The sequence below is a fragment of the Paenibacillus castaneae genome (assembly GCF_002884445.1).
GTDB lineage: Bacteria > Bacillota > Bacilli > Paenibacillales > Paenibacillaceae > Pristimantibacillus > Pristimantibacillus castaneae.
This window is the reverse complement of record NZ_KZ614144.1, coordinates 2,955,339-2,979,795: the sequence shown is the minus strand read 5'-3', so window position 1 is coordinate 2,979,795 and position 24,457 is coordinate 2,955,339. Positions and strand designations below refer to the sequence as shown.

Annotated in this window: 23 protein-coding genes; 1 reads left to right on the top strand and 22 read right to left on the bottom strand. The window is 41.5% G+C overall.

Annotation, left to right across the window (positions count from 1 at the left end; translation table 11 throughout):
• Positions 1–8 precede the first annotated feature (8 nt).
• The 6 genes from CEF13_RS13180 to CEF13_RS13155 form a co-directional block, all read right to left on the bottom strand.
• Positions 9–995, bottom strand: coding sequence for an aldo/keto reductase (locus CEF13_RS13180; protein WP_102711113.1), 987 nt, complete (start codon positions 993–995; stop codon positions 9–11).
• Between the two features lie 47 nt (positions 996–1,042).
• Complete coding sequence (locus CEF13_RS13175) at positions 1,043–1,234, bottom strand: DUF896 domain-containing protein (protein WP_102711112.1); 192 nt, start codon at positions 1,232–1,234, stop codon at positions 1,043–1,045.
• Positions 1,235–1,351: 117 nt separating this feature from the next.
• Positions 1,352–2,434, bottom strand: a complete 1,083-nt coding sequence (locus CEF13_RS13170) for an efflux RND transporter periplasmic adaptor subunit (RefSeq protein ID WP_102711111.1) — start codon at positions 2,432–2,434, stop codon at positions 1,352–1,354.
• A gap of 27 nt (positions 2,435–2,461) precedes the next feature.
• Entirely contained in the window at positions 2,462–3,814 is a 1,353-nt protein-coding gene (locus tag CEF13_RS13165; RefSeq protein WP_102711110.1) for an ABC transporter permease, read from the bottom strand.
• Positions 3,804–4,523, bottom strand: coding sequence for an ABC transporter ATP-binding protein (locus CEF13_RS13160; RefSeq protein ID WP_102711109.1), 720 nt, complete (start codon positions 4,521–4,523; stop codon positions 3,804–3,806). The genes CEF13_RS13165 and CEF13_RS13160 overlap by 11 nt, the downstream gene beginning before the upstream one ends.
• A gap of 170 nt (positions 4,524–4,693) precedes the next feature.
• Entirely contained in the window at positions 4,694–5,071 is a 378-nt protein-coding gene (locus CEF13_RS13155) for a LysM peptidoglycan-binding domain-containing protein (RefSeq protein WP_102711108.1), read from the bottom strand.
• Positions 5,072–5,227: 156 nt separating this feature from the next.
• On the opposite strand from CEF13_RS13155, the gene lexA reads away from it, so the two are divergent.
• Entirely contained in the window at positions 5,228–5,848 is a 621-nt protein-coding gene (gene lexA, locus CEF13_RS13150; protein ID WP_102711107.1) for a transcriptional repressor LexA, read from the top strand.
• Between the two features lie 123 nt (positions 5,849–5,971).
• Here the strand turns inward: lexA and CEF13_RS13145 are convergent, their stop codons facing one another.
• The 16 genes from CEF13_RS13145 to CEF13_RS13070 form a co-directional block, all read right to left on the bottom strand.
• A complete protein-coding gene (locus CEF13_RS13145; RefSeq protein WP_102711106.1) occupies positions 5,972–6,619 on the bottom strand; it encodes a hypothetical protein in 648 nt (215 codons plus the stop codon).
• A 182-nt stretch (positions 6,620–6,801) separates the two neighbouring features.
• Entirely contained in the window at positions 6,802–7,749 is a 948-nt protein-coding gene (gene abnA / locus CEF13_RS13140) for an arabinan endo-1,5-alpha-L-arabinosidase AbnA (RefSeq protein ID WP_102711105.1), read from the bottom strand.
• A gap of 211 nt (positions 7,750–7,960) precedes the next feature.
• Complete coding sequence (locus CEF13_RS13135; RefSeq protein ID WP_102711104.1) at positions 7,961–8,740, bottom strand: DeoR/GlpR family DNA-binding transcription regulator; 780 nt, start codon at positions 8,738–8,740, stop codon at positions 7,961–7,963.
• 196 nt (positions 8,741–8,936) lie between these two features.
• Positions 8,937–9,803: a carbohydrate ABC transporter permease gene (locus CEF13_RS13130; protein ID WP_102711103.1), complete on the bottom strand. Its 867-nt coding sequence runs from the start codon at positions 9,801–9,803 to the stop codon at positions 8,937–8,939.
• 12 nt (positions 9,804–9,815) lie between these two features.
• A complete protein-coding gene (locus tag CEF13_RS13125) occupies positions 9,816–10,733 on the bottom strand; it encodes a carbohydrate ABC transporter permease (protein WP_243864450.1) in 918 nt (305 codons plus the stop codon).
• An 81-nt stretch (positions 10,734–10,814) separates the two neighbouring features.
• The gene (locus CEF13_RS13120) at positions 10,815–12,173 is read right to left on the bottom strand and encodes an extracellular solute-binding protein (RefSeq protein ID WP_102711102.1); all 1,359 of its coding nucleotides are present in this window, start codon (positions 12,171–12,173) and stop codon (positions 10,815–10,817) included.
• A 283-nt stretch (positions 12,174–12,456) separates the two neighbouring features.
• On the bottom strand, positions 12,457–14,118 hold the full coding sequence (locus tag CEF13_RS13115; protein ID WP_166742777.1) for a response regulator: 1,662 nt from the start codon (positions 14,116–14,118) through the stop codon (positions 12,457–12,459).
• Between the two features lie 43 nt (positions 14,119–14,161).
• Positions 14,162–15,493, bottom strand: a complete 1,332-nt coding sequence (locus CEF13_RS13110; RefSeq protein ID WP_102711100.1) for an ABC transporter substrate-binding protein — start codon at positions 15,491–15,493, stop codon at positions 14,162–14,164.
• Between the two features lie 59 nt (positions 15,494–15,552).
• Entirely contained in the window at positions 15,553–17,322 is a 1,770-nt protein-coding gene (locus tag CEF13_RS13105; RefSeq protein WP_102711099.1) for a sensor histidine kinase, read from the bottom strand.
• A 639-nt stretch (positions 17,323–17,961) separates the two neighbouring features.
• Complete coding sequence (locus CEF13_RS13100) at positions 17,962–18,642, bottom strand: N-acetylmannosamine-6-phosphate 2-epimerase (RefSeq protein ID WP_102711098.1); 681 nt, start codon at positions 18,640–18,642, stop codon at positions 17,962–17,964.
• Positions 18,643–18,657: 15 nt separating this feature from the next.
• Positions 18,658–19,578 (bottom strand): dihydrodipicolinate synthase family protein, encoded by a 921-nt coding sequence (locus CEF13_RS13095; protein WP_102711097.1) that lies wholly within the window; start codon positions 19,576–19,578, stop codon positions 18,658–18,660.
• A complete protein-coding gene (locus tag CEF13_RS13090; protein WP_166742776.1) occupies positions 19,568–20,476 on the bottom strand; it encodes an ROK family protein in 909 nt (302 codons plus the stop codon). Before CEF13_RS13090 ends, CEF13_RS13095 begins: the two co-directional genes overlap by 11 nt.
• A 36-nt stretch (positions 20,477–20,512) precedes the next feature.
• Positions 20,513–21,355: a carbohydrate ABC transporter permease gene (locus CEF13_RS13085; RefSeq protein ID WP_102711095.1), complete on the bottom strand. Its 843-nt coding sequence runs from the start codon at positions 21,353–21,355 to the stop codon at positions 20,513–20,515.
• Positions 21,356–21,365: 10 nt separating this feature from the next.
• Entirely contained in the window at positions 21,366–22,241 is an 876-nt protein-coding gene (locus CEF13_RS13080; RefSeq protein WP_102711094.1) for a carbohydrate ABC transporter permease, read from the bottom strand.
• An 85-nt stretch (positions 22,242–22,326) separates the two neighbouring features.
• Positions 22,327–23,739, bottom strand: a complete 1,413-nt coding sequence (locus tag CEF13_RS13075) for an ABC transporter substrate-binding protein (protein ID WP_102711093.1) — start codon at positions 23,737–23,739, stop codon at positions 22,327–22,329.
• Positions 23,740–23,789: 50 nt separating this feature from the next.
• The gene (locus tag CEF13_RS13070; protein WP_102711092.1) at positions 23,790–24,260 is read right to left on the bottom strand and encodes a NanQ anomerase/TabA/YiaL family protein; all 471 of its coding nucleotides are present in this window, start codon (positions 24,258–24,260) and stop codon (positions 23,790–23,792) included.
• Between the last annotated feature and the right edge of the window lie 197 nt (positions 24,261–24,457).

Genomic DNA, 24,457 nt, shown 5'->3' with positions numbered 1-24,457 from the left:
AAACCCTACTAAAACGGCCTGCGAAATTTATCGATAAATCGGTTCGGATAATCCTCAGCCAGAGCGCTCACTTCTTCCAGCCGATTCCAAGCCTCGATTGGCATTTCCCAGCCGATGGCACCCATATTGTCTTCAAACTGTTCCAATGTGCTCGCACCAAATATAGGCGAAGTAATGCCTTCACGCTGCAGCAGCCATCTCAGGGCAACTTGAGCAGGTGTTTTTCCAAGCTCTTCTGCCGCTTCAAGCAATGCGTCCAAAATAACAAAGTTTTTGTCCAGCGCGCGATTAACCCATGCACTCTCGCCGACTTTCGAAGTCAATCGACCCTCTTTCGGCTCATTACGGTCATAACGGCCGGTCAAGAATCCTCCGCCAAGCGGAGCCCAAGGAATAATGCCAACCTTCTCCTCTAAACAAAGCGAAAGCATCTCACGATCCATTTGTCGGCTGACCAAGCTGTATTGAGGCTGAATGGATACAAAACGAACATAGCGGTTTGCATCGCTATATGCGAGTGATTTCATCAGCTGCCAAGCAAAAAAGTTGGAACAGCCTATGTAACGCACCTTGCCAGAGGTTACGAGATCATCCAATGTACGGAGAGTCTCTTCAATGGGTGTAGCATGATCCCATACATGCACCTGATATAAATCAATATAATCCGTTTGGAGACGCTTCAGGCTAGCCTCCACGCCGTCCATAATATGCTTGCGGGACAGCCCTACTCCATTGATATCGTCGGAGGTTTTCATTCTAACCTTCGTAGCCAGTACGACCTCCGAGCGTTTATTCTTGATCGCTTTGCCGACAATTTCCTCCGATCGACCGCTTACATATACGTTCGCCGTATCAAGAAAATTGCCTCCGCGATCCACAAAACGATCGATCATGTCGATGGAAGCCTCTTCACTAATAGAGTTTCCAAAAGTCATTGTGCCAAGACAAAGCTCGGAAACAGCCAGTCCACTTTTGCCTAATAGATTATATTTCATCTAATCACCCTTCCCCTGGATATTAAATGAGAGCCTATTGCGTAAATTTAATGCTTCGTTTCTTCGTCACCGTCTACAATTGTAATGGTTTCTAGCTGCTGGCGAAAGTTACCTTTGAAAATATCTAAATATTGGCGCCTGAGCTCCGCTCTTTCCGTGATTTCAGCATCCGTTAAGCCGGATGTTTTATTTTTACGAGAAAGCTCGTTGATTCGCGCTATAATTTTATCCATTTCCATAACTTAGGTTCACTCCTCTCATGCTGAAAAATACTCTAACCTCTACTTTGACATTTCAACCGTTCAGTTGTCAAGATTATGAGAGGTGAAGAGGCTGTCATGGATGCTCTTTCTTCATTATTGCAGAACAACCTGATCGCCTTCCTTCAAGCCTTCCAGCACTTCCGTAAACTCTGCCGTTTCCATTCCAATCTTAATATCCCGGCGCTCATATTGTCCGTTCCCAAGATCAAACATGACAAAATGCTTGTCCTGCTCACGCGATATGGCAAGTGTAGGAACAACCGTAGCCATCTCCTTACGTTCCGTTTCAATAGCACCATTCAGGCTGAGGCCAGCAATCAAATACTCATTCGGCTCCAGTACAATAACAACTTCAAACTGTGCGGCTTGATCCAGGCTATTTTGATCGGAACCCGTTTTGGCGAATTTCGACACCTTAAGCACTTTGCCCGCAAGATTTAATTGCTTCATGGCATTCATCTTTACTTGAACAGACATTCCTTCCTTTATACGGAAAATATCCTGTTCGCCAACTAATGCGATGAATTGCAGCTTGTTCAAATCGACTACCTTACCAACATATTCATTATTTCCAAGCGCTTGTGGACGTTTATTCGGATTATCAAAAAGAAAAATACCTGTCGCTGGGGACCGATAGACAGATTCATTTAACATTTTCTTCTTCTGCTGAAGCTCCTTTGCTTGAATAGAGTTGGTTACTTCATTAAGCTCTTTCGTTATGCGGTTCATTTCCTTCTCTACTAAAGTCCGCTTTCTTTCTTCCTCTGACGTTTCAAGCGCCTTCGAGTCATCATTCAACTGACTCAAATAATCGCTAAGCTCTCCCTCAAGCTTCGCTTTGCGTAGAACAGCTTCCATTTGAGTAATTTCATTCTGGACCGCTCTTTGATCCATTGTAAACAGAATATCGCCCTTCTTTACCTGCTGTCCATCTACTACAGTCCAGCTTGACACCTCTGAGCCATATGGTGCATACACAAGTGTTTCTTGCTCATACAGTGATTTTCCCTTTACCTCTACCTTATTTACTAGTGTTTCTTTTTTCACTTGAAACGTAATGGGCTGGTTATCGGTTGTGATCGCGACAGGTGCTGATGGATTTCCCAATTTATAAAGACCAAAGCTAATTCCAATTAATATTAGACCGATAATAATCCACTTTATTTTCTTCTTCATTATTATTCTCCCTTTTATTTAGTTTCATTAGTCCCGTCTAATAGCCGTCAAAGCATCGGTTTTTGATGCACTGATAGCGGGATAGATACCGGACAATACACCTGTTGCTATAGCGAACAACATGCCAATCGGAATGGTTGTTATTGGAATGAAGATAATAACCGCATCCTGCTCATCGGAGAATGATCGAATCAACCCGTTCATGCCCCATACGATCCAATAGGAGAATAATACGCCGAGCAAGCCACCTAACAGTCCAAGCAGCGCAGCCTCAACGATGAACATATTTCTAATCTGGCCTAAATTAGCCCCAAGTACCTTCATAATCCCTATTTGACGACGGCGTTGATAGGTAGACATGGTCATCGCAACGACGATGGAAATAGAAGCGATAATAAGAATAAACACGCCGATGCCAAGCGCGGCTGCTTTTATGATTTTGAATTCATTCGCAAGTCTTTCCTTTTGATATAAATTCGTTGAAGTGGATACTGACAGCTTCTTGATCTGATTCTCGATCTTCTCGATATATTTCTGATTCTCTACCTTCACAACGATATGATTGTAAGTCTCGTTCTCATCTTCGCCAAGCCGCAGCTCTTTCTTCAGCATTCTCGCTGTTTCAAGCGAAACATAGCCCTTCTTATCATAAAGCAAGTTTTCCTCACTGGCGCCAGTAGGCTTCTTAAGCACGCCGATAACGCGTAGCGGTCTGCTAATTACTTCCCCTGTCGATGAATAATAGCGCAATTGCACCTGCTTCTGATATAAAGCAGTGAGCATCTTATTCAGATTCTTATACTGCTGGTATAAGGCGTCATCATAAGGGTTTGCATTTATTTGCTCTTGCAAGCTCTTTCTTGTCTCTTCATCGATTAGACCCAGCGTTGCGCCGTAGTTAAGAACAATAGCTCCCGTCAGATCAGAAGGGGCTCCTTGCAGAAACTCATTGCCGAAATCAGTGAGTTTATCTAGATCCGTTCCTATAATTTCGGTCTGGAACTGAGAAGTCAGGTTGTCAAGCGTAAACACTTCCATATAATTAAGCTGCAAATAGAGAGCAGCCGCTTGAACATGCTCGATCTGCCGCATAATATTTAGCTTTTGTTCAGTCAGCTTCCCCTGCTTGAGTGTTTCAGAATCAATGGAGGATGAATCCCCGCCCCTTGAAGCCCCATTGCTGGCAGTAACCGTAATTTCATCCATCTTCAAATAACTGTTCATCTGTTTCTCGATATAAAGCTGAGCGGATTCGCCAATGCTCATGGCTACAATAATTGCGGCGCAGCCAATGGATATTCCTGCTACACATAAAGCGGTTACAACCTTTCGCCTTCTCACTTGATCCCATGATAATCGAGTGATATCACTAACTCTCACTATGTATTCCTCCTATTAGTATAGGTTCAGCAGCCGGCCCCTGATCAGTTACCAAGTAACCATCACGCAGCGTAATAATCTTCTGCGTATGGTCAGCTACCTCCCGCTCATGCGTAACGATGATAAAGGTAGTATCCATCGTTTGGTTCAGACGTTTCAGAATCATAATAATTTCTTCCTCTGTCTTGGTGTCCAAATTTCCTGTAGGCTCATCAGCAAAAATAACAGATGGCTCCGTAATTAATGATCTTGCAATACTTACACGCTGCTGTTGGCCGCCGGATAGCTGAGACGGGTACAGTTCCGCTTTGTCGGGAATACCAACCTGCTCCAACAAGGCCAGCGCTTTATGCTTGCGCAATGCAGGATTAATGGATTGAAACACTAGCGGAAGCTCGACATTCTCCCTAACCGTCAAATTAGCGATAAGCTCATACGCTTGAAAAATAAAGCCGATATGCTTGCGTCGAAACTCAGCTAACTGATTCTCATTCATCGATACGATATTATGGCCTGCAATATAAATATTTCCTTCTGTGGGCTTCATCAAGCCAGCCATCAGATTAAGCAAAGTAGACTTTCCAGATCCAGAACTGCCCAGCAATGCGATCATCTCACCCTTATTTACATGAAAGCTGATCTCTTGCAGTACAACGGTTGATTCATTCCCATTCTTAAAAGAATGAGATAATTGTTCTACACGTAACAATATCGCTCTCTCCTCTCAGTACCCCTCTTAATAGACGTTAATTAAGATTGTAAGCCCTGCAGTTCACACAAAAAAACTTTCTAATTTAGATAGATTAATTACAATCTACCTACTTTAGAAAGCTTATATATGGATTTAACTTATTTATTATATTGTAAATTTGTTCTAATTTATATGGCTGGAATAATAATTTTCTGTCCCGGTTTAATATTAACGGATTCCAGGCCGTTTCTATCTTTAATCATAAATATAATATACCTAATATCATGGCTGTCATCGGAATAGCTGCTCTTGGCAATTCCCCAAAGCGTATCACCTGGATTTACAATTACAACACGCTCATCCGCAGAGGCTTCCATAGGATGGCTGCCCAATGCAACTGTTCCCATAATGAGAAAACTGGTAAATAAAAGGACGAACAAGGCAGAGCTAACTATAATCTTAAGAAGATGCCGTTTAATAAACAGCTTAGCATTACGCTTCATATATACGACCTTGTTATCTTCTTGCTTATGGATCGTTCTATAAAAACTTGGACTAGTTATCATTATCCACACCCCAAACGTTTGTTCTGTTTTTAGAATACACGAACAAACGTTTGGTGTCAACAGAAAATACGAACTTCTGTACTGGAGAACTTATGTTTGTACGAACTCCGGTTCTATGTTATAATTTTCTACAAATCTACTAATGGAGTGATCGCAGTGTCGAAGATTTCTAACCGACAACATTCGATTCTTGAATTTATTAAGAATGAAGTCCGGGAGAAAGGCTATCCACCCTCCGTTCGAGAAATCGGCGAGGCTGTTGGATTATTGTCCAGCTCAACCGTTCATGGTCATTTGGACCGATTGGAAAAGAAAGGTCTTATTCGCCGGGATCCAACCAAGCCTCGCGCTATCGAAATTTTAGATCAAGATGGGGTTAATGGAATTATTACACCATCTGTTGCTAATGTACCGATTGTAGGTAAAGTTACGGCCGGTGTTCCTATTACGGCTACTGAAAATATTGAAGAATATTTCCCGCTCCCCTCCCATATCGTAGGTGACAGCAGCGTGTTTATTTTAAGTGTTATGGGCGAGAGCATGATTGATGCCGGCATTCACGATGGAGATTATGTCATCGTACGTCAGCAGCAAACTGCTAATAACGGAGAAATTGTTGTTGCCATGACCGAAGACGATGAAGCAACGGTGAAAACCTTCTATAAAGAAAAGAATCATATTCGTCTACAACCGGAGAACTCCTCCATGCAGCCGATTCTGCTTCAAAATGTAACTATTTTGGGCAAAGTCATTGGACTTTTCCGCGATATTCATTAGTCGACACTTCGTTTATACATAAAGAAAAGGCTGAATCCATGCATAAGCATTCTGGATTTAGCCTTTTTTTTATTTGCTCTGATCATTAATGCTTTTGAATCCACATTAATCATACATAATTGCTCATAATTTCCTGCTTCTATCCCCCGATTTAATAATGATATCAATAAAACCTGATTGACCGCGCATATTCTGATTATCCGACACCTCAATCATTGTCTCAATTATTATTTGCTTGCGCTCTTTTCCGTTCAGCTTAACCTCATATGGAGCATGGTTGTTCATAAGAGAGACCATCGAATTAATATTGCTGGATTGATTCACAAATTCAACCGTAAATTCAACATCATCGCGGCTGTAATTCTCGAAAGGAAGCTTACATACGCCATAGAGCGTATTATTATTGGACATTTCGAAATCGCATTTACTTAAACGCTGCTCATAGGATATGGCATATATGCCAGTTGCGATGGTCTTCTGGTATGCCTGAATTAAGAATGGCGGAAATAAATTCATGATTACGATAGCAAGCAATATGAAACGAACATGATATTTGCTTAACGATCTTGCAAGAAAATAGAAGCTGATTAATAGTAATATTAAAGAAGCAAGCCCGACGTACTGGATTCCATTAACTGATTTAACGGGTATATTAAAAACGGAAGTAAGGGTTTCGCCATAAGGATTGGAGTTCGGAAATGGAAAGTTGAATACTATAACTACAAGGAAAAGAATGATTGCGGTCGATAATGATTGTTTATCTTTTATCAAATGTGAATCACAGCCCTTCCAACGAATTCATTCCGAAAGCATCACAACGCAATTGATCAATCCGTTCAACTATTGTATAATTTTAACACAAGTTTGGTTATCGTGTTCTCTTTAAATTTTGAAAATTCATACGACAAACGCCTCTGCGAAAGCCGCAGAGGCGTTTGTTTGAAGGAGATGAACTAATAAGTCGGCCATCCGGATGAATCCCAATTCAAGTCGCTAATCAATAATTTAGGTGCGCCATTTGCTTGGGCATCGTAAGCATGTCTCGCAATCACGTTATTATTGTATATATCCTGACCACCCGGGCCTTTCCACCTGCTGTTTCCTGCATCTAATATGGTTCCGCCACCATTTAACATATTGACTCCGTTTTTATCTAAATAAGGACCTGTTATGCTAGTTGACCGTCCATAAGCAATTTTGTATGTGCTGTTAACACCTTGACAGCATGAATCGAAAGATGCGAACAAATAGTAATATCCATTTCGATAAGTAATAGAAGGCGCTTCAATTGCTCCATTGTTATTCGGTCTAGAAGCTATGGAATAAATGGTCCCCGTCGGTTTCATTGTTGTTGGATTTAATTGAGTCAATTTAATTCCGCTCCAGAATGAGCCGAAGGCAAGCCATGGGTTTCCAGAAGCATCAATCGTTAAATTCGGATCAATTGCATTATAGTTATTTGCACTCGTCGTTCGAAGCACCAGCCCATCATCTCTCCAAGAGCCTGCACCAATGCTTGTAGCAGAGGCTAAACCAATTGCAGAAGTGTTGGAACCGAACGTGGAGATTGAATAATACAGCCACACCCTGCCGTTATACAGCTGCACGTCAGGCGCCCATATATCATTTTTAGACTGATTAGGGACATACGTGCTCCACCAAGATAGCGGAGACAAGAATATTTGCGGAGCACTAGTCCAATTCAAACCATCATTAGATCTTTTCACCTGAATTCCTTGTCCAGTTGAAAAGGTATACCAAGTGCTCCCCTCCTTAATAATAGAAGGGTCGTGCACACCAATATCACCAGTCAAATTCCAAAATGCAGCATAAACGGTGCCCATCAAAGCGAACGATAGGACAACAGTAAAAAATGTGATTAAGATCCGTTTTTTCCTCATAATTCCCTCCAATTAATTTGGATTTCGAGCGAAATGACAGCGTTTTCAAAAAGGAAACGAAAACAAATTTGCCCAATCAAAATAGGAGCGCTCCTCCTTTCTTTTTCATAAAAAAGTAAGTTATTACATCTTCTATTTTCATGAATTTTCCCCTTATTTGTCAACGATTAAGTGCTATTGCGGTTGTTTTCAAATGATGTTAAATTGAGGATTATTTCTTGTCATTTGGAAGTGCAATCATGATTTCCACGCCTTTTATTCGGTTTAAATATTCACGTTTGGCTTTATTGTCGGTAATAAGCGTATGTATATTTTCGATTTTGACCGAAGTGGCAATCGAACGTCTGCCGAGCTTTGTATAGTCAACTAAAGCAACTGTTCTTCTAGCATTAGCAGCCATCCTTTTTTTCAGCTCTGCTTCGTATAAGCTAAAGTCAGTCATTCCTTCTTCTATACTGATTCCTTCGGCAGAGGTGAAGAACAGGTCGGCATAAATCCCCTCCAGCAAGCCTTTTCCGAGAATGCCTTCTACTGTCTTTGATCCAGAGCGTAGCACGCCTCCTACAATAAGAACGTTTATCCTGGGATTTTGATTCAGAATCATTGCCGCTTCAAGTCCGTTAGTCACTACGGTCAAATAATCGCATTCGATCAGCATCTTGGCAAGCTCAAGCACAGTTGAGCTTGCATCGAGAATAATACATTGCCCCTTTGTGACTAGCCGAGCTGCCTCTTGTCCGATCGCCTGCTTCTCTATGTAATTCAGCTCACTTCGTGTAGCGGTATGCTGCTCACGAAACATTGATTTCTTCCTAGCTAGAACCGCACCTCCATGCGTTCTTTCCACTATTCCTTCTTCCTCGAGCATGCGAAGGTCAGTCCGCAGTGTCCCTTCAGATACATTCATAACTAATGCTAACTCCTTGATTACCAATTGCTCATGCTTCTGCAGCCATTCAACAATCTTGTCTCTTCTTTGAGATGCGAACATAACAAGACTTCCTCTCAGAATTTTATTGGTATCAATAAAATCAGTATACAACGGCAAATAACAACAAAACACAATAAATTTCAATTACAAACGAAGTTCATTCCATTCAACTAGAATAAAAAAACCGTATCGCTAATTCGATACGGTTTTTATCTTTTGTTTTGGTTTTGCCCGCATTGCATCGAAGTCAGGCAGCTCATCCCTTCAAAGCTCCTGCCGTAAGTCCACCCGTAATTTGCCGTTGGTACAGTACATACATCAGGATGACGGGAATCATCGAAATAGCTAAACCCGCAAACAAAGGCCCCCACTCCGTCCTGTACTGCATTTCAGCTTGCATAATCGCGATTCCGACCGGAACGGTATACTTCTCAGGGTCATTAATCAATACAGTGGCCATTATATATTCATTCCAGACCGTTAAAGCGTTCATGATTCCGACTGTAACCAGTCCCGGTTTGGACAACGGCAGCATAATACGGAAGAAAATCCCGTAATTCGAGCTTCCATCTATGGTTGCAGCTTCCTCCAGTTCCCTCGGCAGCGTCTTGTAGAAGCCTACCAAAAAAAAGATAGCGAATGGAAGTATGCCGATCGTACCGACAGAATAAACCAGCATTAGACCAAACAATGAATTGGATAGATGGAGATCGCTCAACAGAAAGAATAACGGAATTAATCCGAGCGTTGTCGGGATCATCATAGACGCTACATATATAAAATAAAGAATCCCTCTTCCTCGGAATGTATATCGAGCCAATATGTATGCTGTCGTCGCGGCTAATATCATTGACACGGCTATACTTCCGACTGTGACCATGATCGAATTAAAAAAATAATCGCCAAAGTGTGCACGGCTCCATACATCTGCGTAATTTCCAAAGCGAAATAGGGTTGGCAAATCCCAAGGCTTCCCCAGCATGACTTGTTGATTATCCTTTAAAGAGGTTAAAAATGTCCAAAGGACAGGGTATATGACAATGATTGTCCAAAGCAAAAGGATAAGACGCACTATAGATTTCGACAGGTATAGCAGCGGCTTTTTGGTTGAAAGCACATTCATTCTTTCACCTCATTACATTTCTATAGTGTCCCGATGAAGAATACGGTTAATAAGCAAAGTTGTGATTAAGGATAATACTAGAATCAGAACACCAATAGTTGCCCCATAACTGAGATGATATTGTTTGAAGCCCATTTGATACAAATAATAGCCTAAAACTTGCGTTTGATTATCGGGACCACCGTCTGTCATGAGCTTCACGATGATGAATGAACCGTTCAAGGTTGTTATGACAATGTGTATAATGGATGTTTTGAACTGCTCCCAAATAAGCGGAAGAGTAACTCCCGTGAACTGTTTCCATTCATTTGCGCCATCAATGCTCGCCGCTTCATACAAGGAGTTGGGAATCCCTAGAATGGATGCAATTATGAGAAGCATATAGAATCCGATTCCAGCCCATACACTTGGAGGAAGAAGCGACCAAATAGCAAGATTGGGCGATCCCAGCCAGTTTATTTCTATTGGATTTTTGGTAAACAGCGATAAGAATGCATTCAGAAAACCAAGCGATGGATTATAAATAAAGCTCCAAAGCACTCCGATAACGACAACAGATATAATGTTCGGAAAGAAAAAAATAATGCGATAAAATCCATATTCCTTGAGCCTGAGCCGAGTTAAAGCTACGGCAAAGAACGTAGCAAGCAGCATGATAAGGATGACCTTCCAGAAGATGAGAAAGTAATCATTCTTGATCGCAGTCGGAATAATGGAATCAGAAAATAACTCCTTATAATTATTAACGCCTATGAAATTCATCGTTTCCGACCCGCCTGACCAATCGAAGAAGCTTAAATATAATCCACGAATTAAAGGATAAATGGTGAATAAAGCAAATAAGGCTAATGTCGGGAGCAGAAAACTAAGTATAAACAGTCTTCGGCTCCATACACTTGTCATGCTCATTTTCTTCTTAATTGAAATCATGTCTATTGCCTCCCTTTAGATTTGAATAACAATCAGAGGAACGAAGTCCCTCTGATTGTCAGTATGAAGAGAGGATAATGATTATCGCGCCTTGGCAGCTGCCTTCTCCATTCGATCGATCCATTCATCAGGTGTAATCGTTTTTTGCAGCAAGGCGATCGTCGCATCATTTTGCGCTTGCTCGAGGTCCGCATTTAATTTGAATACAGGAGCAACAATTGTGTCGCTTCCGTTGAAATAGTTCATCGCTTTTTTGACAACATTGCTTGCTCCGGAGGATTCTAGATCTGCTTTGACATTCATTAAAGCACCTGTAATCTCAGCCCACCGAACAGCGGCTTGCTTCGTGAATATAAATTCGATAAAGGCTTTTGCAGCATCGGGATTTTTTGCTTTCTTTGCGATCGCAATATTGCTTGTATATGGAATCGCTATAAATTTGCCGCCAGCATTTTGCATGACAGAAGGAATAAATCCAAATTTAAAGCCTGCTGGTACATCCTTGCTCATTTCATTCTCCAGCCACAAACCATTAGGAATCATAGCATCCTTATGCTGAAGGAACAGCATTTGCGAATCCGTATGGTTCATTCCGTAAGATGCATTGTCAAAATAACCTTTATCACGCATATCAACCAGCTTGCTTAACGTTTTCTTGACCGCATCATTATTGAAGGAGCCTTCCTTCGCCGCTTCCTGATCCTTCAGAATTTGCGGATTATCGCCATTCTCGGCTACAAATCCCGAATTCAATAGTCCACCAACGATGTAGTAGGGATATTTGCCTGTATGAATATATGGATTAATTCCTGATGCTTTAATTTGTTCACTCGTCGCCATGAAGCTTTCCCAGTCCTGAGGAACAGTCCAGCCTTTGTCTTCGAAGAGGCTGGCATCATAGAACGTCCCCCATGAACCGAATACCAATGGAATCGTATAGTTCTTCCCACCAAAGTCCTGAGGCGCCGCAATTAAATTGCTGACAAGATTTTCACCATCTACATTATTTGCTTGCTTCACCCAATCCGTAATCTCCATCAATTGATCATCCTGGACCATTTGTGTTTCGTTGGAACCCGCGCCGTCGATGTATACGACATCAGGCGGATTTCCTTGAATCCAACGCGGCTTCATTTGTTCGTTGATTTGGGAGCCGGCAGATTGCTTTATTTTCAAGTCGGGATATTTCTCCTGAAATTCACCAATTACTTCTTTCCACCATGCATCGCCATATCCGCCAACGAAATATTGGATTTCGAAATCTCCCGAAATCTTCGGCTCTTCTGCAGGCTTTTCCGATTCCTCAACCTTCGGAGTATCCGTGGGTTTTGTGCTTGGTGGAGTGTTAGTTTCCTTTGCACCACTGCAGCCCGATAACGCTAACAGAACGATAAAAAATACCATCCCCCAAGCCGCTCTTTTCTTGAACTTTTTCCCCATTTCATGTAAGCCTCCCTTATAGTATCGTTACTGCTTCCTATAGTAATTCTCTTTTCTGAATCTGGCTGCATAACATCCATTGTGTTTCCTCATTATAAAGTTGTAACTGTCTATCCACATGATATCTTTTGATGTGAATATGATGTTTTTTGTTCTGATCTTTGTCCCTTGACGACTGAAGAAGTCATCCAGATCGTAAAAAAAGATTGCCATACACTCACCAATGGAGGACAAGGCAATCTCTTATTCATATATGATGCAAATGAGTTTTCATTCCGGATTCTCACCTTATTCCCGGACCTTTGTCTTTCTCTTTCCGATAGGCTACAGGACTCAGCCCTGTTACCTTCTTAAATATTCGGCTGAAATGCTCGGGGTTGACATATCCAACCTTCTCCGCAACATCATAAATTTTAAGTCCATTTTCCAAGCCTTCCTTCGCTTTTTCAATCCTTAGGTTCGTTAAGTAAGCAATAAAGTTAACGCCTGTTTCTTTCACGAATTGCTTACTTAAATAGCTTTCACTTACACCAACAATCTCACTAATATTCGATAAATGAATATCCTCATCGTAATTATTTTCAAGAATAGCTTTTGCTTTCGCTACAATCGGACTGAGCCAAGCTGCATGACATTCTGATTTGGGATGCAGCTTCTCATACAGCATAGCTAGAAACAGCTCGACCCACTGAACAGTTTCATTCCATGTTTCCATATTACGGACATGCTCAACGGGATGAGGAAATTTTTCGTGAAGCTGATCCCAAGACACTCCGCTTTGGTGAATCAATGATCCCGCTTCCCAAATCAAATCACTGAGTGCTGACTTAATGTGATCCGGCGAAGAGGGAAACCATTCAACTAACTGCTCAAAGCCAAGCTGAAGCCTTTGCTTCCATAACGTATGGTCGCTATCCTTCAACGCTCTCAGCAGTTCTGCCTTGAATGGAGCCCATTCTTCTTTCCAATCACCCGCTTCTATACGTATGGGTCTTTCGGCCTCGGGATATAGCAATCGGTCATAGCCATGAAAGAAGCTAAGGATGGACAGCCGCTCAGCATGTCTGAACAATCGATTCCAATGCATAATGCCGCTCGCGATATCGCTGATCCCAATCGATAAGTTAAGGTTCAAAAACTGCCGCAGCCTGATTTTCACGTCGGTCAGCATCATATGGGTCAATCTTCTAATAGCAAGCTCACTGCATTGCTCAGGAAAGGTGAAAAATAGTGTGTAGTGGCGATCATCATGACGGCAAACGGAGCATACTCCTTCATTCCTGTCTCTATTGGTTACCGTTCGAATCGTTTGCAATACCATCCGATGAATATGCTCGAATTGAATCGGCTGTGACATTCTGATTAATGCTACAACCTGATTCTTCTCACCCATATGCTTCAATACAAAGTCGAGGCCATGTTTCAAGTCTTCTTCCTGTTCATAATCCGATAAATCTGAAGCACTTGACAAGGAAAGCCGATGTAATATGGAGCAGACAATGGCTTCTTCGTTGTCTTCCACCGGCTGTATAGAAACGGAGGCGATTTGGCGCCTATTTAATTCATCCACCGTTTTTTGCAGTACTGGCGCGATATAGGTTTCATCTAATTTCGCTTTAAGCATATAATCGAAAGCCCCAAGTACAAATGAATCCCTCACGTAACTGAAATCACCATAAGCACTGAGCATAATGATCAGCGGCTGACGAACAAACAATGCGCTACGAAGAGCCATAAGAAGCTCCACGCCATTCATACGCGGCATTTGAATATCTGCTAATATAATATCAACATCCTTATGTTCCTTTAGAAGGTCTAGCGCTTCCTCCCCATCGCCAGCTTCCCCAACCACTTCAATATCCGTTGAAGCTATTGAAATATACTCCCGAAGTGCCAATCTAGCTAAAGGTTCGTCATCTACGATGAAAGCTTGATATTTCGCCATCATACTTCCCCCTTTTGATCTACCTTTCAACATATAAAGGAACTTACTGATTATTATGAACGTATTGAACTGCCCTGCTCCAATTTTCATTCATATTTTTCACTATTTCGGATACGTCTGCTCCTGCAAATATTTCTTGCGCCATTTTCTTCTCATCATAATGAGCAATGTTTTTCACTTTGATAAATTTCTCATCTAATCCTTGATACATAAATGGTTCGAATGGGTGGCTGCTATTCACTTTATTAAAGAAGGGCAAGGCCGCATCTACATCGGTTAAAGTTGATGAGTTTTGTGAATTGTTAATATAAGCTTGATAGACATTATGACTGAACATCCACTCAAGGAATGCAACGGCTTCTTCGGTGTTCTTAGAATTTTTGTTAATGGCCATATATTGATCAGGAATAGTGACTGCTTGCAGACGTTCTTTTGTTGTTGCTCTCCAAGGCAAGACGAATGCATCAATATCTTCATCGCTATTTACTTTAGACATATGGTCTGAATAATACCATTGTCCAAGCGCGATCATGGCAGCTTGATTGGATTGGAACAACTGCGTGGCCTGATCAAAATTAATGCCAAGCGCATCAGGCCCTGCGAGCTTTTGCTCCGCAATCGTCTTGAGCATATTCGCGGCTTTCTCAAAGCCAGAGCCCTTTCCGAACGGCTCTTCAATCGTTGTCAGATTGGATAAATATTTCTCATCCTCCGTTAAGATAGGAGGACCAAACTCGATAAAAGGATAAAAGGTCCACTCATCCTTGCCTCCAATCGCAATTGGGATATACTTGCCATGTTTTTTTATTTTCTCCAAAACAAGCATAAACTCGCTAAAAGTCTGCGGCACATCGATTCCGACCTCTTGAAAAATACTCGGGTGGTAATAGACATACTCGGAGAAGGATACAAGCGGCAAACCGAGTATTTGATCATCCAGCACTGCTGGATACCTATTTCTACTAGCCGCATTCAATTCGTTCAGAGACAGTAGAGATGCTTTATAAATAAAGAGATGACCTGATTTCAAGTAGAATAGGTCAGGCAAATCATTGGCAGCCAAACGCACTTTTAAATATTGACCGCTGTTATCCGGAATTGTCTCTACTTCAACCGTCACATTCGGTTTAATAATAGAATATTCCTTTACTTTTTCCGTCCAAAATTGGATATCCATCTTGGCTTCCCATATCCCCAATTTTATTTTCACTGGCTGTTTATAATTGAAATCTTGTTTCATTTGCGTATGACTAAAGCTCATTGAATGGATCTGATTATTCATTTCGGAGTGAATATAACCTATATATCCAGCTAGCAGGCCTATAAAAATAAGACTAACAACTAAGGCGGAGCCCATTCCTTTTCTTAATCTCATTCCTCTATCTCCCCATCATGCTTGGATTTAGATTGGTTGGAGCTTCTCATTTAAATGAATTAAATCATTTCTTCATCCCGTTCATTAATTAATGGCAACCGGATCCTCACCCTCGTTCCGTGCGGATTATTGTGTTCATACTTCAATCCGTAACGATCTCCATAGTGAAGCTGTATCCTTCTGTGCACATTCCGGTTTCCCATTCCGCTGAAAGCATAGACAGGCGCCTTGTCATCTGACGGGTTCATTACATCATCCGTCATACCTGCTCCATTATCTGCGATTGTGATGAGCAAATCATTTTCTTCAGCATTAATAGCAATGTTTATTCTTCCCGGGTAAGCCACTTCTTTAAGACCATGGATAATACTATTCTCCAGAACTGGCTGGAGCAGCAGCTTTAACAAATAATGACCGGAAATCTCTTGATCAATGTCCCATTCCGTCTGAATCGACCTGCCAAAGCGAATTTCCATAATATATAAGTAATGCTTCAAATGATCGACTTCTTCTGCGATTGTGATTAATAGTCCGCCCCGATTAAATGAAGAAGCCAATAAATGAGTTAACGCATGTGTCATGCTTCGGATATTGTCAGCTTTGCTGATTAGCGCCATATATTTGATGGAATTTAATGTGTTGATCAGAAAATGAGGGTTGATTTGGGCTTGAAGAGCGGCAAATTCTGCCTTGCGCTTCTCCACCTCCTGCTTCTCATGCTGATCAATTAATTCCCGAACCTGTTCAGTCATCAGATTAAAGGAATGGCCTAGCCTTACCATCTCTAAGCTTCCTGAGCCCGAATACCTTGCGTTCAAGTCCCCTCCGGTAACACGAACCATCTGGCGGAGCAGCTCTCGGATCGGCTCTGTAACATTCGATACAAAATAGAAGGAAATGAGTACAAACGCCAAAATGATCAAAATCGCGAGGAACCATACAAATGTATTTACATTTCGATAGTTTTCTAATAAATCTTTATACGGAATGATTTGAATAATATACCATTTCGTATTATCTACTCTAGCATAGGTAATTAGCTCTCTACTCGCCCCTGTATCGTCCACGAAAGAACCCTTCATGTATTGTCCAATTTCTGCATTCCAATTACTCGGAATTAGACTGCCTCTATCTATAATCGTGTTGGATGCGATAACTTCGCCTTTCTCGCTTACAATATGAAGAATAGATTCTGTATTATTGCGAGATTGCAGAATACGATCGAAGGCGCCGCTTTCAAACGTAAACAAAATCATCTCTAATTTTGAAAAAGGATTGGGGTCACTCGGAGAGAATGCTGCAGCCATGATGTATGGATTATAATTGCCGTATAATAAATTAGGGAGCATCCCTAGAAATCTCACATTGTCGGGCGTGTTGATCGTATCGCGATACCATTCTTGGTCGCGCAAGGTGTTCTCCTCAATCATCATGTTTCTCAGATAAGAGTAAGATACGCCTTTATCAAAAAAAAAGTTGACCGAAAGAACCCGGCCGGAGACTGATGCCGTATATTTCTCAATTAATATTTTCAGTTTATTGCTGGCCAATTGTTTCCCGATACCCGTCTTCTGATGAACATCGAAAACGGTTAATATGACTTCCTGATCAACTCCGATAGAGGCAAATAAGCCTGCCATCCGATTGATTTCCTGACTGACGGAATAAGCGACCGCTTGCGAGGTTTGCAGTGACCTCCCTGTGTTTTGCTGAAGAATATCCCGCTCATATATGTTTAGAATTACGGCACAGATCAAGATGACAGGAACGATAACAATAAGAATAAAAAACAGCCTAAGTATCGTGGACATGCGCAGATTTTTTTGCATAAGGACTCCTTAAAGTGAATTTCAGAGCCTAATCGTTTCCAGTAAACCTTTGATTCGTAAATTTGATTCGTAAAATAATAATATAAGAGAGCTATCGGATAATAGCTTTATCATAGGCGAGTATTCACCATATTTATTTAGCTATTCGCGCGATTATTTGGACAATTCCGTTAAAGAAACTCAACGACCAGAAAATAGTCTATTTTGACTTGCTGATTGGGATATGTGCAACTAAATGTATATCATACAGCTAATTTCCTTGTTATATCAGCTATAAATTGACTTAACTGTATAAGCTACAGCTAATTCGATGATTTTCCACATAATCGGAGCTGCAGCGTGATATTAACAGCAGCATTTACATCTAAAGTAACCAAAACAAGCATAAACGGCAAGATTAGCGGTAGGTTTTACAGTTAGAATACAGTTACAGTTAGAGTTACAGTTAGAGTTACAGTTAGAGTTAGAGTTACAGTTAGAGTTAGAGTTAGAATTAGTGTTAAAGTTCAAATTACAGTTAGATCACAAATAGTGCCTCCTCAAGGGGACTGAATCAGGCACCGATTGACATTCAACCCTATCAAACGGAAAAAGCCGCGTTTCAATGAACGCGGCCTTCTCCAAACGCTATGAATTACTTTATGACTGGACTGCGTTTACGAAACGCGCAGTAATTTCTTTAGGTCGTGTAATCGCACCGCCTACCACTACAGAAGCTGCTCCCAGTTCCAAGCAGCGCTTGTACATTTCAGGCGTTAGCACATTCCCTTCTGCTATGACGGGAAGCGTTACTGCCTGTACAACTTCTCTTAAAAACCGGAAATCATCATCATATAATTTAAATGAAGACGTATAGGGTGTATATCCATGAAGCGTTGTAGACACACAATCAAAGCCCAATTGCTCCGCGATTCTCGCTTCTTCCAATGTAGAAATGTCTGCCATTAATTGTACAGAGGGGTTCTTCTCTCTGCAATACGCAACAAGATCAGATAATGTTTCTCCATTCGGACGATCACGCACCGTGCTGTCCAATGCGATCATTTCGCATCCGCTTTCCAGCAGCTCATCGATCTCCTTGATTGTCGCGGTTATAAAAACTTCACTGTCCGCATAGTCACGCTTCACAATTCCGATGACAGGCAATGATACCTCTTGTTTAATCGCTATAATATCTTCCTTGGAATTAGCTCTTATCCCCACTGCTCCGCCTTCCTTCGCGGCCAAAGCCAACTTCGACATAATAAAAGAACTATGCAAAGGTTCATGATCCAGTGCTTGGCAGGAAACGACGAGTCCACCTTTGATCCGTTCTATCATCTTGGCCTATCCCCTCTACTCGTTTAAATATGCAGCAATGACGGCTTCGATTTCTTGATTCAATGCTGCTAAAGAATCATGATCTTCCACTCTAACAGGCAGTAGAGGGAAACGCGGTTCACCCGTTTCAATGCCTCTAACATGGAGTATATATTTGCAAGCTCCATATAACGATGGATAGCCTAGCAGCTTTTTAATAATACCATTTATTTTAAATTGGAGCACTTGTGCTTCTTCCAACTTATTTTCAACGTAAAGACGATTTAACACGCAAAATAGCTCTGGCATAACACCGTACGTACCGCCGATGCCTCCATCGGCTCCCATAATTCTACCAGCCAAAAATTGCTCATCAGGACCGTTGAATACGAGAAAATCCTCGCCGCCAACCTCTTTAAATTGCTGCAGCTCGAAAGTGCTTTCTCCCGACATTTTTATGCCTATTACTTTATCCTGCTGCGCCATTTTCTTGAATAAAGGCATCGACAAGTTGAAGCCAGTTGTTTGCGGAATATTATAAATAATGAAAGGAAGCTTGGTGCTGTCAATCATTTGCTGCCAGTGGTTTTCTACAGCTGCTTCTGATAAACGATAGTAAATGGCTGGAACAGCGGAAATGACATCCGCACCGACTTCTTCAGCATGCTTGGAGAGGTCAACGCTCTCGCGCGTTGAATTAGCCCCAACGTGAACGATAATAATTAATTCTCCTTTTACCTCTTCCATCGCAGCCTCAAGCACTTGTTTGCGTTCCTCTACTGTTTGCAGAATGCCCTCGCCTGAGCTGCCGCCTACATAAAGTCCTTTGATGCCAGAGGAAACATAATATCTGGCCAGCTTCTTCACACGAGCCGCATCCACATTACCCAAATCATCATAAACCGAGTACATTGCAACATATATGCCTTGATACTTCGTTACCATTTCATTTTTCATTGATTTTCCACTCCATCTCATCTTTATAGTAAGGGTAAACGGCACCGTATAGTGCTGCTTTATTGCCAAGCTCAGCCACTTTCAGCTCAGTCATTGAGAAGTTCAACGGCAAGTAACTGTTCATATGGGCTTTAATTTTATCTAATAAGAAAGCTTTCTGTTCGGAGACGCCACCGCCAATCACAATCATGGAAGGGTCAATATGGAAAATAATTTCAGCCAAGCCTCTTGCAATTTCTTCTGCCCATGCATCAATGACGCTATTGTATGCCTCATTGCCTTCTCTCGCCCGTGCAAACAGCTCATGCCCGTTTCCAGTGAAACCAGACAGCTTCGCTGTTGCTTTGTTCATCAAAGCTGACATGGAGGCTCTTTGTTCATACGTAGTTTGTGTATTCTTGTCGTATAAAGAGTGACCAATTTCACCAGCTCTGAAATGACTCCCAACAACAAGCTTCCCTTCGCAAAATAAAGCGCCGCCAATTCCCGTTCCCAGTGTCATACAAAAGAAATGATCACTGCTGCGAGCTGCTCCCTTCCATTTCTCACCACAGGCTGCAGCATTTACATCATTGGCAACAATCGTATTTAAACCGAACTGCTCTTCAATTCTTTTTTTAAGATTAGTTCCTTTATACTCAGGAATAGTTCCGCCTGCAAACACAATCTCGCCTGTTAATGGATCAACAACTCCTGCCGTGCTAATGCCGACCCCGCCAATATCGCTAAACAATCCCTGCATCCTCAAAATAATGGCAGCAATCTGTTCTGGGATTCTACTATTAGCTGCCCCTATTGGCGTCTTTATCGAATCATGAAAGAGAATCTCTGCATCTGAACCGAACACAGCATATTTAATATCTGTACCGCCAACATCGATACTAATCAAATTCTTCATGCCACGCCCTCGCATTTCCTGTAAGCATTCCAATCATTATTCCTTTACTGCGCCAATTGCAATGCCGCTTGTGAAATATTTCTGGAACATTACAAAGATGATTAACATAGGTATTGCCGCTACCGTTGCACCTGCCATTTTGTATGCGAAGTTAGGATTAAGATCCTGCATCAAGGTGGCTACGCCGACCATTAACGTTTTCATTTCTTTATCCTGGCCAATAACCAATTGCCACAGATAATCATTCCATACTTGAACGAAGTTCAGAATGAATAATGCCCCAATACCTGGTTTGATGATTGGGAGCAATATTTGCAAGAATGTTCTGACTTCTCCTGCGCCATCAATTTTGGCTGCTTCTCGCAAAGCGTCAGGCGCGCTGTCAAAAAATCCTTTTAATAAAAACACGCCAAAAGCGGTTGCGACGTTCGGCCATATCATGCCATATAAGCTGTTGACCATTCCGAGCTCCTGCGTAATCCGAAATAAAGGGACGATCATGACCTCTTTCGGTACCATCAAGCTGGAAACAAAGAAAATGAAGATTACTTGCTTGCCTTTGAATTGAAGCTTGGAGAAGGCATAGGCTGCCATAGAACTGGCTGCTACGACTAATATTGTCGTTAAACCCGCTACGAACAAGCTGTTCATCGTCCAGCGTAATGCGGGCTGGCTGCTGAATACTTCAGAATAATTCGAGAATGTAAAAGTGGAAGGCCACCAGTCCGGAGGCATCTTGAGCACGTCCGAACTATTCTTAAGTGAACTTGTAAACAGCCAATATAATGGAAAAAGATTCAATAGAGCAAATAAAACAATGATACTATTCGAGAATATATCGTACATATCCCTTTTTTTCTTTGTTTTCACTTGTAACATGATTTATCCCTCACTTATCCTTGAACATCGCTCTGAGCTGAGGCACCGACAGCAACAATGTGATGAAGAACATAATTACCCCTACCGCAGAAGCGACGCCGAGCTGATTATACTTGAACGCGTTGTTGTAGAGATAATACATCATAGTTACGGAAGAATTATTCGGTCCTCCGCCAGTCAGCATCTGAATGACGACGAATATTTTCAATACTGCGATAATATTTATGACCGTTATATATATCGTTGTCGGCTTGACAAGTGGAATCAAAATTTTGAAAATAACATCCAATCGACTTGCACCATCCACTTCGGCAGCTTCAAATAAATCCTTGGGTACACCTATCATGGAAGCAATATACAGAATGATGGCTTGGCCAACATTTGTTGCAAAAGTGACGAAAATGATTACCGGCAATACCGTCGTTTTATTACCTAGCAAATTAACAATACTGAAATCCATCTCTTTAGCTGCATAGGAGATGAGGCCGTTCGCAGGGTTAAGCAGAAATCCCCATACCATACTCATAACAACCATCGATACCATAACTGGAATGTAGTAGCTTCCTCTTATAAAAGAAACATATTTTGCGTTTTTATCAAAAACGGCTGAAGCGACAAACAATGCAAAGCCGACCGTTAAGATGACGATAAATACGACGAATATGACCGTGTTGTATATCGATTTAAAAAATACAGGATCGTTGAACAAGGTGATGTAGTTATCCAGACCAACAAACGTTTCTTTCTGATACTGCACCTTATATAAGCTTAATCGTACGCCTTCTAGAATTGGATATACGATAAAAACAAGAAACAATAGGAATTGCGGCAAAATAAACAGATAGCCGGTCACGTTTTCTTTCAAATGATAATTTCGTAGTTTCATGGATATCCGTTACCTTTCTTATTCGTTGCCTTGCTGCCATATAAGCGGCAGCAAGGCAGCGAAACATTTATTCGGTTACAGGTATTTATTTGTTAATCGTTGAATTTTCCTTTGCCTTTTTAATTACGGCATTGCCTTTTGCTTGATAATCCTTCGCAGCTTGTGCAGCTGTCTTTTCTCCAATATAAAGAGCTTGCAGCTCAGGATAAAGCACTTGTCTCAGCTCGCTGTAGCCTGGAACATTCCCTGTAAAGTTGAACATATGGGAAGAATTCGCATCATAAGCGGCGAATAGCGGGAATTGGTCCTTGAACTCAGCTGCGACTGAGCTTCTTACAGGAATACTATTCTTAGATGCTTTGACGAGCTCAGGATCTGTAGAGAAAAATTTGACGAAATCTTTGGCAACTTCTGTTCTTGTTGCATCTCCTGTTTGGAAAACGCTTGCACCTACTACATAAGTAAAGGAAAGTGGATCTCCGCTTTCGGTCGGAATGTTAGCCAGTCTGATGTCGAATTTAGGTGATTTGCCTGCTTCCATATCTGCTTTAGCATTGTTAAACAGAATGGCATTCGTAAAGCTGATGCCGAGCTGCTGATTCTGGAACATAGCATTCGCATCATTGGAAGATACGGATTCCGCACCAGGGTTTGTATAACCTGAGCTATACACTTTCTTAAGCCAATCCATTGCCTTCACGCCGTTCTCATCATCAAGAGTGATGTTGCCTTGATCATCAAAGAACTTGTTGCCGAACATTCTTAGATAAGCAAGATTCCATGTGTCGCCCTGATTATTTAGAGCGTAAAGTCCCATTGGATAAGCATTCGGATATTTGTCCTTAGGCAGCTTTGTTTTTAACGCCTCTAGAATTTGATTGTATTCATCCAAAGTCCATGTTTTGATTTCGTTCTCATTACCGATAAATTTATCCAGGCCTGCAGCTCTGAACATGTCGGCATTATAGGCTAGGGTGCCTGGATTTTGTGAGAACGGATAGAAGTAAATGTCTTTTCCGAAAGTCACATTGTCCCAGTAGCCTTGTGCAATATCTTTCTTCGCTGCATCGTCTACAATATCATTTAGCGGCACCAAGGCTCCGCGATGTGCATAATCTCCCATTGCAAAAACGCTTTCAACAAAAATATCAGGAGGTGTTCCGCCGTTCAGATTAACGTTGAGCAGCTCATCACGCTGATCGCCAGCTATAACTTGAACATTTACTTTCACATTATGCTTGTCATATTGCTTCGCAAACTTGTCTGCAGCGTATTTAAAGAAGCTGTCATAATCTGCATTCTTCTCTGTTGCATCAAATACGCCTTTCCACTGAGGCGTGAGCCACAACGAAATCTCCACTTTATCTTTATTTCCACTGCCCGCTCCGCTGCCATCCTTACTTAGCTCAGTATTAGTTTGATTTCCAGAACACCCTGCAAGTAGAGCAAGAATTAGAATAAACGATGAAAATATTAGTAATTTTCGACTTTTTAACATGCATAAAGCCCCCTCAAGATCGTGTTCAATTTGTTTATTATGTTCAAATACTAAAATAATGCTCGATTAACTTTTACAACAACCTTCCGCACTTCTGAAGCTAACCCTTCTGCCACACATGGACGATGAATGTCTTCAGGCAACAGAACCATAAACATGCCGGGTGTGAGCTTAATCATCGTCTCATTCTCCAGTTCGGTAAATAAGGAAAAATCATCCTCTTGGTTATAGGTTTGAGAAGGCTTACAATTTCCGTCTTGCGATTTCCACCCGATCGTTTCTTCTCCACAAAGCAAATAATGAATATCGAAGAAACTCTCGTGCTTCTCGGCTGGCTGTTCTGCCTTTGGCTTTGTCATCTTAGACATCAGAAGCGCAAACATATCCTCGCCCCAAATCGAATACTTCCCATCTTCCAGCTCATCGAAATCAGTCATTGATAAATAATCGATCGCTTTGCACAATATCGGATTTGCATATTGGCGTTCGGACTCCCAATTTCTCATCGAGCCTACGATCATGCAGCATTCTCCTCCCTAGCTCTTACTCAACCTTCAGATATTACTAGCTGCCCCAGAAGGTTTATAAGCAAATTATAGCTTTGGAAACGCTATCATCACAGGAACGAAATTTATGTATTTTGTTCAACATTTTTTGAAAATGAACATTTATTCACTTTATTTTGTTTAATTATTCATTATTTTTAGATTTTTATGAA